The sequence below is a fragment of the Niveispirillum sp. genome, from assembly GCF_017996735.1.
Lineage (GTDB): Bacteria > Pseudomonadota > Alphaproteobacteria > Azospirillales > Azospirillaceae > Niveispirillum.
In genome coordinates, this window is record NZ_JAGOGJ010000031.1 from 47,595 (window position 1) to 59,719 (window position 12,125).

Genomic DNA, 12,125 nt, shown 5'->3' on the forward strand with positions numbered 1-12,125 from the left:
ACCATGGGGCCGGTCCTTGTCCAGGGGCCGGCCCTTTTCTTTGCGCACGGACCCGCCGCCATGCCCCCTGCCGATATCCGCCTGTCCAGATCCGATGAGGTTCCGGCCATCCACCGCGTCTGGCGCGCGTCGGTGGATGCCACGCATGGATTTGTGGCACCGGCGGATGTGGCGCTTTATGAGCATCTGCTGATCACGCTGTATCTGCCCAGCAAGCCGCAATGGCTGGCCCTGTCGCCCGACGGCACGATCCAGGGTTTCATCGGGCTGGCGGGCCCGAAGATCGAGGCGCTGTTCGTACATCCCGACTGGCACCGCCATGGTGTGGGAAAACGCCTGATCCATCATGCGCTGGGCCTGAGCCGACATCTGATGGTCGATGTGAACATCCAGAATCCGGGGGCGATAGCCTTCTACGCGGCCCTGGGTTTCCTGGAGATTGGCCGATCGCCCGTCGATCATGCTGGAAAACCCTATCCGCTGATCCATATGGCAATGGTGTGAAACGGAGATTGCGATGACAGAGACATTCCCCATCACCCGCAGCGACGAGGAATGGCGCCGTATCCTGACGCCCGATCAGTACCGGGTGATGCGCGCCCATGGCACCGAGCGGCCGGGTTCCTGCGGATTGCTGCGGGAGAAGCGGCCGGGCAGCTTCTGCTGTGCCGGCTGTGGTCAGGCGCTGTTCAAGGCTGGTGAGAAGTTCGAGAGCGGCACCGGCTGGCCCAGCTTCAACGACCCCGTGCCGGGATCGGTCGGCACACATGTCGACCGGTCGCACGGCATGGTCCGCACGGAGGTGCATTGCAGCCAGTGCGGCTCCCATCTCGGCCATGTTTTCGAGGATGGGCCGCCGCCGACCTTCCTGCGCTATTGCATCAACGGCGTGGCGCTGGATTTCGTGCCGGATTGATCGTTTCCGCCGCTTCCCGGATCAGGTCGGCGGCGTCGATCAGACCCCGGCCCCGGGCGGCCTGTTCGGCGCTGACACCATTCTGATCAACGGCGCCGGGATCGGCACCCCAGGACAGAAGCAATTCGGCCATCGCGGCGGCTTCCTCCTCCCCTTCCGGCAGGGCAAACAGGGGCAGCACACCAAACTTGGGGTGCGGAGCGTTGACCAGTTCTGGTTCTCGGGTGAACAGGTCCGCCAGCCTGTCCGTCATGCCCAGATAGACAAGCTCGGATACTTCACGGCTGAGCGGGGCCAGGAAGGCGGCAATGTCGCGTCGGGCGAAATGGGCAGCGAACCCCATGGCGCCACCGCCATATTCCGTGGCCGTCGGCCGGTCGATATCCGCCCCCCGCGCCACCAGCAGCTTCACCACCTCCAACCGGCCGCCCATGACGGCGTACTGGATCGCCCGCTGCTCGCCCGTGTCGCCCAGATCGACAGGCATGCCCAGGTCCAGCAGCAGTTCAACCACATCCACCCGCCCCTGTTGCGCCGCGTTGTGCAACGGCGCCGGGTCCTGAAGGACCTGGGGATGCGCCAGGGCCAGGGTGTGGGCCTGATCCCGGTCCAGCGCCATCGCCGCCACCTGAAACGCCATCAGGGGCGAAAGATCGGGTTCGGGCGCGCCATGGCGGCGCAGCAGATCGGCCATGGCGCGATGGCCATAGACCAACGCCTCCACACTCAGCGGGCGACCCGAATAGGCATGCACACCGCCGGCATCCGCCCCATGGAGAAGCAGCCATTCGGCCCGGCGCAGGTGGTTATAGGCCACGGCATTGCCCAGCAGGTAATCGATCACCGGCAAGGGAAAACGGCCTCCGATCCGGGGCTTTTCCAGCCGTTCCGTCCAGGCCGGCGTCAATCCCCGCGCGGCACAAGCCCACCAGATGAAATCCAGCCAATCCGTCTCGTCCCGGCAGATGGAAATGTTGTAGAGCGCCTGTGCGTCGAACGGGTCCGCACCGCGTTCGACCAGCAGGGTGGCCAGGGCATGGGCATCGGGATGCGGGGGACGGTCCCCCTCCCCCTGCCCGATTACACCGGTCAGCACGGTAAAGGCATTGCCCCAGCCATCGTCGAACCGCGCATCCGGGTCGGCCCCGTGGTCCAGCAGCAGCCGCGCCATTTCCACGCCCGCCCCGCCCGGCAATCTTGCATAGGCAAGGTAGAGCAACGGCTCCCAATTCAGCGGTCCGGCCTTGCGCTTCACCCTGTCCGGGTCGGCGGTCAGCCGCCGCGCCACGGCCCCCGTTCGCCCGCGCAGCAGGTCCAGCAGGAAATCCCCCGCCCCGGCATCGGGCCACCGCGCCAGGATACGGGCCGCCGCGGCCCGGTCGCCACCATCCCACGCGGCACGCAGGATGGTATCCACCAGCGAAGCCTGAGATTGACGGGCAAGTTCCAGATCGGCCACCGCCTGTTTCAGGTCGGCCCAGCCCGGCAGCCCATATTCGCGGGCCAGAGCCAATTGCACATGGCGCAGGCCAACATCGGACGGGGCCTGGGGCGTGATGGTGATCAGGCGGGTGCGGGCGGTGGCGTCGCCGGCGCGAATGGCCTTCAGCCAGCGTTTGGCCTCCCGCCGCAGATGATCAAGATTGGTGGCCGGGCTCAGTGTGCGGGACATGGTTCTTCCTTCCCATCGCGCCCTGGTCCGCTGAAAAGGGCGGGAGGAAGCGGATCGACTTTCCGAACCACTCTCACATGGGTGGAAGCTTGCTTCCTTGCCGCGGACAGGAGGCGCCCCAGCGCGCACTGACCGCAGGATCGGCCAAACAGGGGGACGCCGTCAACCGCGACGGCGTCCCCCTGCTGGGAACTATTTCGTGCGCAGGGAACCGCTGATCGGTTCGGGCAACACATCGACCCATTGGCCATAGGTCGGGTTGGGGATGACGATCCAGCGGGTGTTCCACAAATCCTCATGCGCCGCCGCGATGCGGGCGCGGGAGGCGCTGTCATCCTTGCGCGTCACGCTCATCATATCGCTGAACTGGTCACCAAAGGACATGACGATGCGGTGGGTCTTGATGACCTCCAGCCGGCGCGGGGCCTTGTCGCTGGGCCAGCCATTCTGGCCCTTCAGCATCAGATCGGCAGGATCGACGGGACCCAGACCGACGGCATCCAGGTTGGCCAGCGTGTCAGCATGCTGGGGACAGGGATCGCCGGGATTCGCGGCGCGCGGGCGGCATTCACGGTTGGTGATATAGACCACGCGCACCTTGTTACGGCGCAATTCCTTCACGAAATCGACGGCACCCGGCATGGGTGTGGCCGCCCGCTCACCGACCCATTCATCCCATTGCCCAAGGTCGAAATGGCGCGTGCCCGACAGGATGGCGCGGGCCTGATGCGGGCTGTTGTCCAGAACCGTTTCATCCACGTCGAAAATGGCGGCGGGCGGCTTGCCCTTGCCGCCATCGGTCTGTTCCAGGGCGGACGATCCCGGCTGCTTCAACGCCGCCGGCAGGCGGATGGCGGCAAGGGAATAGGCCTGCTTCGACAGCCGGCGCAGTTCTTCGGCCTGCTGCATGTAGAGCGTGGCCAGCAGGCGGGGGTCATCCTCCGGCCCCGGCTTCGCCGCAACCGGCGCCGGGGGCGGCGGCACGGCAATGGCGGGTGGCGGGGCCTTGTCATCACGGGCGGCGATATTGACGGAACAGGCGGACAGGGCGACGGATGATACCGCCAGCAGCAGGACGCGTATGGATCGCATGTTCATTGCACTTTTATGACGGTCGATTGATGCCCGACAATGCCGTGCCACCGAACCGCTGTCCAGCATGCCAACATCAAATCGCCTTGCTATGCCGCCCGCCCTCGGGGTCCAGATGGCGGTCGAACAGGGCGGCGACGGACCGCACAAGAGGTCGTGCCGCATCCGGAACGATCAGCCGTGTGCCAGACAAATGCGCCACCCCGTCGCCGGCCAGATCGGCGATGGCGCGGGCATCGGGCATGATCGCCTCATGCGGGGTGTCAAAGGCAGCCGCCACCTTGGCCAGATCGACATCGAAACGACACATCAGCGCTTCGATCACCGTGGCACGCAGCTTGTCATCCAGGCTCATGCGATAGCCGCGTGCCGTTGCCAGCCCATCCGCCTCGATGGCCTTCAGATAGGCCGGCAACGCCAGGATGTTGGCGACATAGCCCTGCGGCAGCTTGCCAATGGCCGAGGCGCCAAAGGCCAGCAACATGTCGGCGGCATCCGTGGTGTAACCCTGGAAATTCCGCCGCAGCGTGCCCTTTTCCGCCGCGATGGCGATGTCGTCATCGGGCCGGGCGAAATGGTCCATGCCGATGCGGACATAGCCGGACGCCAGCACCGCCATCTCCATCGCCCGCAATTGGGCCACCCGTTCATCGGCATCAGGCAATGTTTCGGTATCGATACGGGCCTGGTGGTTCTTGAAATTCGGCATATGCGCGTAGCCGAAGATGGAAAGGCGGTCGGGTTTCAGGCTGACCGCCTGCCGCACCGTCTCCACACAGGAAGCCACCGTCTGACGCGGCAGACCATAGATCAGGTCGAGATTGATGCCCTGGATGCCGGCGGCACGAAGCTGGGTGACGGCATTCTGCGTCATCTCGAACGGCTGGATCCGGTTGATGGCGGCCTGCACCTCGGCATCGAAGCTCTGCACTCCCAGGGAAGCACGGGTGATGCCGACATCCCCCAGCGCCTCAACCATCTCCGGGGTCAGGGTGCGGGGGTCGATCTCGATCGCGATCTCCGCGTCGGACGCGATGCAAAAACGGGTGCGCAACTCGGCCATCATGGCCCGGAACCCTTCCACGGGCAGCAGGGTCGGGGTACCGCCGCCGAAATGTACATGCCGCACGACCGGCCCTTCCGGCAGCAGGCCGGCAACGGTGCGCAGTTCGGTGGACAGGGCCGCCAGATAGGCCCAGATCGGATCCTCATGCCGCACCACGGTGGTGTGGCATCCACAGTACCAGCACATGGATTTGCAGAAGGGCAAATGCAGGTAGAGCGACAAGGCGGAACGCGGGTCGGCCGCCGCCAGCCAGTCGCGATACGTATCCGCCGTGACGGCGTCGGTGAAATGTGGCGAGGCGGGATAGGAGGTGTAGCGGGGCACGCGCTGGTGACGGTACTTGGCGACAAGTTCGGGACGCATGACGGGCCTCGCAAAGGGCTTGGTCGGATCGCAGATGTGGCGAACATTGCGCCCGCCGCACCGATGAGGCTTTGATCCATCGCAAATGCGGTGACACCTGCCCGCATGCCGGCCTTGCATGAAAGGCCGGCTTTTGCCAAACACGCATCCATGCCCGATCTTTCGCATGAACTTCGCCTGGGCCATGGGCCCGATTTCCACGTGTGCGGCGTGGACGAGGCCGGCCGCGGTCCCCTGGCGGGGCCGGTGGTGGCTGGCGCCGTTCTGCTGCCCCATGACGTCATCCCCGGCTGGTGTGACGGCATCAATGACAGCAAGCAGGTGAAACAGGCCCAGCGCGAGGCCATGTTCGCCCGCATCATCGCCAACGCCCCCTATGGGGTGGGGATCGCGTCGGTGGAGGAAATCGACACGGTGAACATCCTCCAGGCGACGTTCCTCGCCATGGCCCGCGCCGTCGATGAACTGGCCCGAAAGGTCGGCCGGATGCCCTCGCTGGCGCTGATCGACGGGAACCGCCCGCCAAAGCTGAGTTGCCGAACGGAAACACTGGTGGAGGGGGATGCGCTGTCGCTGTCCATCGCCGCCGCCTCCATCGTCGCGAAGGTCACGCGGGACAAGATCATGGGGCAATTGGCGGTCCAGTACCCCGGATATGGTTGGGAACGCAATCAGGGCTATGGCACCGCCACCCACCGGGCGGCCATCAAAAGCCTGGGTCCCACACCGCATCACCGGCGCTCTTTTGCACCAGTTTCCGAACAACTTTCCCTAACTCTCTGACTCTTTTGACTCTTCCAAAATTTTTCTATTGACGGCGACTCGGGGCCGAATCATTGTCGGCGAAATTCCTTTCCCGAGTCGGCGGCAAAAAATCATGAGCGACAAGCTTGCAACAAACCGGATTCTCGTCGGTGATTGTGTCCAACTGATGCGTGACATGCCGGCCCGGTCGGTCGATGTGGTCTTCGCCGACCCGCCCTATAACCTGCAATTGAACGGCGACCTGATGCGCCCCAACCATACCCGTGTCGACGGGGTGGACGAGGACTGGGACCGTTTCCAGGATTTCCAAAGCTATGACCGCTTCACCCGCGACTGGCTGGATGCGGCGCGCCATACGTTGAAGGATGACGGCACCTTGTGGGTGATCGGCTCCTATCACAATATCTTCCGCGTCGGCGCCATTCTGCAGGACCTGGGCTATTGGGTGCTGAACGACATCATCTGGCGCAAGTCGAACCCGATGCCCAATTTTAAGGGCCGCCGTTTCGCCAATGCCCATGAAACCCTGATCTGGGCATCCAAGTCCAAGGACAGCAAATATTACTTTGCCTATGAGGCGATGAAGTCGCTGAACGAGGATCTTCAGATGCGGTCCGATTGGACCCTGCCGCTCTGCACCGGCGGTGAACGGCTGCGCGATGAAACAGGCCAGAAGGCGCACCCGACGCAAAAGCCGGAAAGCCTGTTGTTCCGGGTGCTGATGTCCTCCACCAAGGTGGGCGATACCGTGCTGGACCCGTTCTTCGGCACGGGCACCACCGGGGCCGTGGCCAAGCGCCTGCGCCGCCGCTGGATCGGGATCGAGCGCGAGCATGAATATGCCCGTCTGGCCAATGAACGCATTGCGCAGGTGGAAGAGGTGGCGGAGCCGGAGCTGCTGGAGGTCACCTCCAAGCGCACCCAGCCGCGCGTGCCGTTCGGCAATCTGATCGAACGCGGATTCCTGAAGCCCGGCACCATGCTGTTCGACAATCGCCGCCGCCATATCGCCAAGGTCCGCGCCGATGGCACCCTGGTCGCACAGAACCATCTGGGCGAACACAAGGGCTCCATCCATCAGGTGGGGGCCGCCATGCAGGGCCTGCCGGCCTGCAATGGCTGGACCTTCTGGCACTTCCAGCAAGGCGGCGCGCTCGCCCCCATTGATGTGCTGCGCCAGCAGGTGATCAGCGAAAAGCATTGATTGGAAGGGGCACCACCCTTCCCGGTTTTCATCAAGCCATTTTTATCGTCCCGCCCCCCGCCGGCCTGTCCGGCGGGGGTTTTTGCTGTCCACGCATAGCTGTTACGCCATGTGATGCAAATCACGCATGCCGACATTCAGGAAGCGTACATCGTTCACCAGCGAACATCCGGCCCCGATACCTGTCCGATTTCGGACAATCGCCGCCCCATGTTGATCGCCAATCAAACCACTTATCGCCTGAATTACCACTTTGTCGTCACAATCCACCAAATAAGACATCTGTATTTTCCAGAATGCGCCAGGAACCCACTTGGCACAGCGCTTGCTGATACAGGGTCATCAAGACGACACCCCCTGATGGAGATGAAAATGACCGATCTGACGAACCACAACGAAGCCAACGAAGGCCTGCTGAGCAGCTTCCTCGCTTCCCTGCCCACGGCTGCTGACGTGATCGAAGCCACCACGGCCCTGGCTGTCGGCGCTCTGCTGACGCTCAGCCTGCACATGATGCTCTGAACAGAGCCCGACCCGACCAACCCACTGGAATGATGGAGAAAACAATGTCCGCCTATTTCAATGCCGCCGCCAATGACGCCCATGACATCCTGTCCGGTTTCCGCACCTCGCTGCCCGCCGTCACCGATGTCGTTGAAGCGTCCATTCTGGCCATTGTCGCCGGCTTCGTGATCGTCAGCCTGAACATGCTGTTCTGATCCCCCTCAGACCGCCCCAAAAGGAGAAAACCATGTCCGCCCTGATCCATGCCGCCCATGACGCCGATGAAGTCCTGGCCGGGTTCCGCAGCACCATCAAGGACAGTGTCAGCGCCGTTGAGGCCGCTACCGTCCTGGCGGTTGCCGCCTTCCTGGCCACCACGCTGAACGCCCTGATCTGATCCCCCTTCTCCCCCACGCCGCCCGGTGACGGGGGATTGGGGGTGGCGACCGCAGCGATGCCGATCGCCCCGCGCACCGCCAGACAGCGGCAGCGGACCAAGGTCCGCCCAGGCGGCAGCGCCATGACGACGCACAATTCCCAAACAGATCCGACCATGATGCGCCACCGGCTTTGCGCGCCCCTTCCCGTGGGCCGACGCGCCGATATCGCGAATACATCAAGCAACCGCGCCCGCCGGCCCCTTCCGGCGGGTTTTTGCTTTTGGCGCATGGCTGGGCCGCGATGACGCGCAGACCAAGGGTGACGGGCGTTAGCGGAGGTCCGCCGGCGACGGGATTGTCCACGGACGAACAGCACGGCCAGCCATACTGTCCGATTATGAACGGCGCCCCTTCACACGTCGCCGCACCAACATCAGAGTTTCGCCATTTTTATCATTTTATGGACAAAAATGGCATAGAAGAGCCTGAATATTTTCCAGAATCACTGGAAATGGCACTTGGCACGCCCTTTGCTGATATCCAGGCATCAAAACACAACGACCTGACGGAGATAAAGATGACTGACCTGACGAACAAGATCGAAGCCGAAGGCTCCCTGATCGACATGCTGCTGGCCTCCGTTCCGACGGCCGCCGACCTGATCGAAGCCACGGCGGTGCTGAGCATCGCGGCCGTGATGACTGCCTGCCTGAACCTGATGCTCTGATCCCCGCCCCCCCTGAATTCCTGAGAAATAGAGAGAATAGAATGTCCGCTTTCATCCACACCGCCGCCCATGACGCCGATGAAATCCTGTCCGGCTTTCGCAGCACCGTCAGCGACAGTATCGGCGTCATCGAAACCGTGACGGTCCTGTCCGTCGCCGCGTTCCTGACGGCCCTGTTGAACGCCCTGATCTGACAGCCGGTACTGCCCGGATCAGACGGAGATAGGAAGATAGGCGGTCGAAAGGTGCCCCGGCACCTCGCGCGGGATGCGCAAAGCGGCCACCGTACCCTGGCCCGGCACACTGTCGATGGTGATGGAACCGTTGAGACGCTGGGTCACCTGATTGAACACCACATGCAGGCCCAGACCCATGCTGCCGGCGGCACGCCGGGTGGTGAAGAAGGGGTCGAAGACCCTGGGCAGGATGTCGGACGGGATTCCGTTCCCCTGGTCGACCACCGCGATTTCCACCGTATAGGCATCCAGCAGCCGCCCGCGCAGGATGATACGGCCCGGCCGATCCGGGGCATAGGCGTGATCCGCGATGTTGGAGACCAGATTGGTGATGACCTGGGCCAGGGCACCCGGATAGGTGTCCATCTGGATCGGCACCACATCGATCTCGATCCTGTTGCCATTGCCGGCCACCCGGGCCCGGATCAGCGACATGATCTCCGCCAGATATTCGCCCAGTTCAAAGACGCGCCGTTCGTCGCTGCCATGGTCGACGGCCACACCCTTGAAGGTGCGGATCATGTCTGCGGCCCGGGTCACGTTGCGCTGGGCCAGCGCCGCCAGTTCCCGCCCGTTTTCCAGTGCGTCGGTCAGGACAGACCGGGTCAGAACCCCCTTCTCCACCTGCCCGTGCAATTGCCGGATGCTGTCGTTGAGTTGGGAAACGGCCGACAGGGTGACACCCAGCGGCGTATTGACCTCATGCGCGACGCCGGCCACCAATTGCCCGAGCGCGGCCATCTTTTCCTGTTGCACCAGGCGCTGCAGGGCCTCCCGCGTTTCGCCAACGGCGCGGTCGAGTTGTTGATAGGCTTCGGCATTGGCCATGGCGATGGCACCATAAGCGCAGATGGTGCGGAATATCAGCAGTTCGCGCGGCCCATAGGCCTGCGGCCGGTCGCTCTGCACCGAGACGACGCCCAGCACGCGGTCGCCCAGCGCCAGCGGCCTGAACAGCACGGTGCGCATGCGGCGCGTTCCCGGCACGCTGTCGGAATGGGCATTGTCGCCCCAGGCGACCAGAATCTCCTCATTATCGCGAACGCAGCGGGCCGACAGATTGTCCGATGCCAGCGGAACATGGCGCGACGGCAGGCGTTTCCCATCCTCCATCCGGTAACGGATATCGATGATCTGTCCCGCCTCGTCCTTCAGCCCCACGAACAGCGTGTTCGCGTGCATCAGGTCATGCAGATGGCGCGACAGGGTGGTGAAGACGGATTCGCTGTCCAGACGGGCAGTGATCTCCTGCCCGATGGCCCCCAACCGTTCCAGTGTCTGGTTTGCGCGGTCCAGTTCGGCCGCACGCGCCGCCTCCGCCTCCGCCAGCTTGCGGTGATGCTCCGCCTCGGCCTTGGCCCGCGCCGTGTCAAAGCGCGCCTGCATGGCCAGGATGCGGGCGCCATTCTGCTTGTCGAAATTGCGCTGCCAACTGTCGCGCGCGCGGCGTTCGTAATTCAGGGCCTTCTCATGATCGCCCATGCTTTCATAATCGCGCGACAGGGCGTTGTAGATTTCCGGCTGCAAGGTGAAACGGTCCAGCGTCTCCCCCAGGGCCACCGCTTCTTCCAGGGCGGCGATGGCGCCGGCGGGATTGCCGGGTTCACTGGCCCGGCGCACATCCGCCAGGGCCTGCAGGGCACGGATACGATGATAGGCGTGCTGTATCTCCCGCCCGATATCCACCCCGCGCCGGGCCACGACGGCGGCATCCTCCACACGCCCCAGTTTCAGCAGGCAGGCCGCCATGCCGACCACGCTGGACAGGTTGACGTCCTTCTGCTGGATCGCCTGCGAAATCTCCTCCGCCTTCACGAACCAGGGCAGCGCCTTTTCCGCCGAATCAATCTCCATCAGGAGATTGGCATAGGCGTTATAGATGATCACATGCTTGCGGCGCTTGCCCAGATTCACGACAAAGGGCAAGGCCTCGTCGAAATATTCACGCGCCCGGGCATATTGTTTCAGGCTGGTCGTGGTTTCCGCCATGGAGGCCAGCGCGCTGCCGATGGCCATGGGCCATTCGGTGGGCTTCGCGATCTCATAGGATCGCTCCTTCCATTCCATGGCCGTCGCCAGATCGAACAGATTGGCATAGGAGGCGCCCACGCTGTTGGCCAGACCGGTTGCCAGCCAATAGGCCCCGATGGCCAGCGCCGTGTCGAAGCCCGCCGTCAGGCTGGTGATCGCCGCCGGGAAATTCCCCAGTTGGAACTGGACGCCGCCCAGATAGGCCAGACGAAAAGCCGACGCGGCCGGGTTGCCCGCGACCGACACCACTTCCATGCGTTCGTTCCAGCGCCGCTGCGCTGCGCCGACATTCTGATACTGGTGGTTATAGGCCAACCGGCATTCAGCCAGCAGGGCACGATCCCCGTCCCCGCAGGCGCCATAGGCGGCAAGTGCCGCTTCCAGCTCGGCATTCGCCTGCTCGACATTCCCCAATGAGATGTGCATTTCCGACAGGGCCTGTCGCACATCGCCGATCCCCCGGCCATCACCCAGGGCCGTGAAGCCAGCCAATGCCTGCTCCAGCATCGTCTGCGCCTCGGCATCACGGGAGAACAGAATATCGATTTCCCCCCGGATCAGCAGCAGCCGGGCCTGCCAGAGACGCCGGTCGGCATCATCCGCAATCTGCACCAGCGCCCGCTCGGCCTGCTGGGTCAAGGCCAGGGCGCGGCGGCTGTCGCTCTGCCGGCACAACCACGCGGACCGGACATAAGAGGGCAAGTCGAAGGGCTGGCCGGCGTCAGCGGAGGCCCCCTCCGTGTCCGGCAGGTCGCTGATCAGGCTGAAATACTCAAAATCCCGGTAGGCGATCCGATCCTTCATGCTTGGTCAGTATTGCCCTTTCAAAGAGAAAATCAGCCGGCTCTGCACAGTCTGAAACAGACGAACCAAAGCCCGAAGAGCCACAGGGGATGGCATATCCCCTGTGGCCCGTCGGCAATTTAACTGTTTTTCAACGCTTTAGCGAGTGGGATTGCCATCCGTTTCAATGACATGGTCTTCCGTCGCGTCGTGATCCTCGGCGGCGTCGGCCGTGTGGTCTTCCGTGGCGTCATGATCCTCGGCGGCGTCGGCCGTGTGATCTTCCGTGGCGTCATGATCCTCGGCGGCGTCGGCCGTGTGATCTTCCGTCGCGTCATGATCCTCGGCGGCGTCGGCCGTGTGATCTTCCGTGGCGTCATGATCCT

The 12,125-nt window shown here is 63.7% G+C and carries 15 protein-coding genes; 9 read left to right on the forward strand and 6 right to left on the reverse strand.

Features of this window, described 5'->3' with window-relative positions:
- Positions 1–60 precede the first annotated feature (60 nt).
- Complete coding sequence (locus KBA48_RS12300; protein WP_292906680.1) at positions 61–504, forward strand: acetyltransferase; 444 nt, start codon at positions 61–63, stop codon at positions 502–504.
- Between the two features lie 13 nt (positions 505–517).
- Complete coding sequence (msrB, locus tag KBA48_RS12305) at positions 518–916, forward strand: peptide-methionine (R)-S-oxide reductase MsrB (protein ID WP_292906682.1); 399 nt, start codon at positions 518–520, stop codon at positions 914–916.
- Here the strand turns inward: msrB and KBA48_RS12310 are convergent.
- The 3 genes from KBA48_RS12310 to hemN form a co-directional block, all read right to left on the reverse strand.
- Positions 882–2,588 carry an ankyrin repeat domain-containing protein gene (locus KBA48_RS12310; RefSeq protein ID WP_292906684.1) on the reverse strand — a complete coding sequence of 569 codons (1,707 nt, stop codon included), beginning with the start codon at positions 2,586–2,588 and terminating at the stop codon, positions 882–884. The genes msrB and KBA48_RS12310 overlap by 35 nt on opposite strands.
- A gap of 192 nt (positions 2,589–2,780) precedes the next feature.
- Complete coding sequence (locus KBA48_RS12315) at positions 2,781–3,680, reverse strand: 5'-nucleotidase, lipoprotein e(P4) family (protein WP_292906686.1); 900 nt, start codon at positions 3,678–3,680, stop codon at positions 2,781–2,783.
- A 76-nt stretch (positions 3,681–3,756) separates the two neighbouring features.
- The gene (gene hemN / locus KBA48_RS12320) at positions 3,757–5,109 is read right to left on the reverse strand and encodes an oxygen-independent coproporphyrinogen III oxidase (protein ID WP_292906688.1); all 1,353 of its coding nucleotides are present in this window, start codon (positions 5,107–5,109) and stop codon (positions 3,757–3,759) included.
- Positions 5,110–5,259: 150 nt separating this feature from the next.
- On the opposite strand from hemN, the gene KBA48_RS12325 reads away from it, so the two are divergent.
- Entirely contained in the window at positions 5,260–5,892 is a 633-nt protein-coding gene (locus KBA48_RS12325; RefSeq protein WP_292906689.1) for a ribonuclease HII, read from the forward strand.
- A gap of 94 nt (positions 5,893–5,986) precedes the next feature.
- Positions 5,987–7,078 carry a site-specific DNA-methyltransferase gene (locus KBA48_RS12330; RefSeq protein WP_292906690.1) on the forward strand — a complete coding sequence of 364 codons (1,092 nt, stop codon included), beginning with the start codon at positions 5,987–5,989 and terminating at the stop codon, positions 7,076–7,078.
- A 102-nt stretch (positions 7,079–7,180) separates the two neighbouring features.
- Here the strand turns inward: KBA48_RS12330 and KBA48_RS12335 are convergent, their stop codons facing one another.
- Positions 7,181–7,360: a hypothetical protein gene (locus tag KBA48_RS12335; protein WP_292906692.1), complete on the reverse strand. Its 180-nt coding sequence runs from the start codon at positions 7,358–7,360 to the stop codon at positions 7,181–7,183.
- Between the two features lie 90 nt (positions 7,361–7,450).
- On the opposite strand from KBA48_RS12335, the gene KBA48_RS12340 reads away from it, so the two are divergent.
- The 5 genes from KBA48_RS12340 (at position 7,451) to KBA48_RS12360 (ending at position 8,883) form a co-directional block, all read left to right on the forward strand.
- The gene (locus tag KBA48_RS12340; protein WP_292906694.1) at positions 7,451–7,600 is read left to right on the forward strand and encodes a hypothetical protein; all 150 of its coding nucleotides are present in this window, start codon (positions 7,451–7,453) and stop codon (positions 7,598–7,600) included.
- Positions 7,601–7,644: 44 nt separating this feature from the next.
- Positions 7,645–7,797, forward strand: coding sequence for a hypothetical protein (locus KBA48_RS12345; protein WP_292906696.1), 153 nt, complete (start codon positions 7,645–7,647; stop codon positions 7,795–7,797).
- A gap of 32 nt (positions 7,798–7,829) precedes the next feature.
- Positions 7,830–7,979: a hypothetical protein gene (locus KBA48_RS12350; RefSeq protein WP_292906698.1), complete on the forward strand. Its 150-nt coding sequence runs from the start codon at positions 7,830–7,832 to the stop codon at positions 7,977–7,979.
- A 338-nt stretch (positions 7,980–8,317) separates the two neighbouring features.
- Positions 8,318–8,689, forward strand: coding sequence for a hypothetical protein (locus KBA48_RS12355; RefSeq protein ID WP_292906700.1), 372 nt, complete (start codon positions 8,318–8,320; stop codon positions 8,687–8,689).
- A 41-nt stretch (positions 8,690–8,730) separates the two neighbouring features.
- The gene (locus KBA48_RS12360) at positions 8,731–8,883 is read left to right on the forward strand and encodes a hypothetical protein (RefSeq protein ID WP_292906702.1); all 153 of its coding nucleotides are present in this window, start codon (positions 8,731–8,733) and stop codon (positions 8,881–8,883) included.
- Between the two features lie 18 nt (positions 8,884–8,901).
- Here KBA48_RS12360 and KBA48_RS12365 read toward each other — a convergent pair whose 3' ends face one another.
- On the reverse strand, positions 8,902–11,760 hold the full coding sequence (locus tag KBA48_RS12365) for an ATP-binding protein (protein WP_292906704.1): 2,859 nt from the start codon (positions 11,758–11,760) through the stop codon (positions 8,902–8,904).
- 138 nt (positions 11,761–11,898) lie between these two features.
- The coding region (locus KBA48_RS12370; protein WP_292906706.1) for a hypothetical protein at positions 11,899–12,125 on the reverse strand (227 nt) is incomplete at its 5' end.

Coding starts and splice junctions, on each gene's coding strand:
- KBA48_RS12360 (WP_292906702.1), top strand. CDS start 8,731: ATGTCCGCTTTCATCCACACCGCCGCCCATGACGCCGATGAAATCCTG.
- KBA48_RS12350 (WP_292906698.1), top strand. CDS start 7,830: ATGTCCGCCCTGATCCATGCCGCCCATGACGCCGATGAAGTCCTGGCC.
- KBA48_RS12325 (WP_292906689.1), top strand. CDS start 5,260: ATGCCCGATCTTTCGCATGAACTTCGCCTGGGCCATGGGCCCGATTTC.
- KBA48_RS12365 (WP_292906704.1), bottom strand. CDS start 11,760: ATGAAGGATCGGATCGCCTACCGGGATTTTGAGTATTTCAGCCTGATC.
- KBA48_RS12335 (WP_292906692.1), bottom strand. CDS start 7,360: ATGTCTTATTTGGTGGATTGTGACGACAAAGTGGTAATTCAGGCGATA.
- KBA48_RS12340 (WP_292906694.1), top strand. CDS start 7,451: ATGACCGATCTGACGAACCACAACGAAGCCAACGAAGGCCTGCTGAGC.
- KBA48_RS12315 (WP_292906686.1), bottom strand. CDS start 3,680: ATGCGATCCATACGCGTCCTGCTGCTGGCGGTATCATCCGTCGCCCTG.
- KBA48_RS12310 (WP_292906684.1), bottom strand. CDS start 2,588: ATGTCCCGCACACTGAGCCCGGCCACCAATCTTGATCATCTGCGGCGG.
- msrB (WP_292906682.1), top strand. CDS start 518: ATGACAGAGACATTCCCCATCACCCGCAGCGACGAGGAATGGCGCCGT.
- hemN (WP_292906688.1), bottom strand. CDS start 5,109: ATGCGTCCCGAACTTGTCGCCAAGTACCGTCACCAGCGCGTGCCCCGC.
- KBA48_RS12330 (WP_292906690.1), top strand. CDS start 5,987: ATGAGCGACAAGCTTGCAACAAACCGGATTCTCGTCGGTGATTGTGTC.
- KBA48_RS12300 (WP_292906680.1), top strand. CDS start 61: ATGCCCCCTGCCGATATCCGCCTGTCCAGATCCGATGAGGTTCCGGCC.
- KBA48_RS12345 (WP_292906696.1), top strand. CDS start 7,645: ATGTCCGCCTATTTCAATGCCGCCGCCAATGACGCCCATGACATCCTG.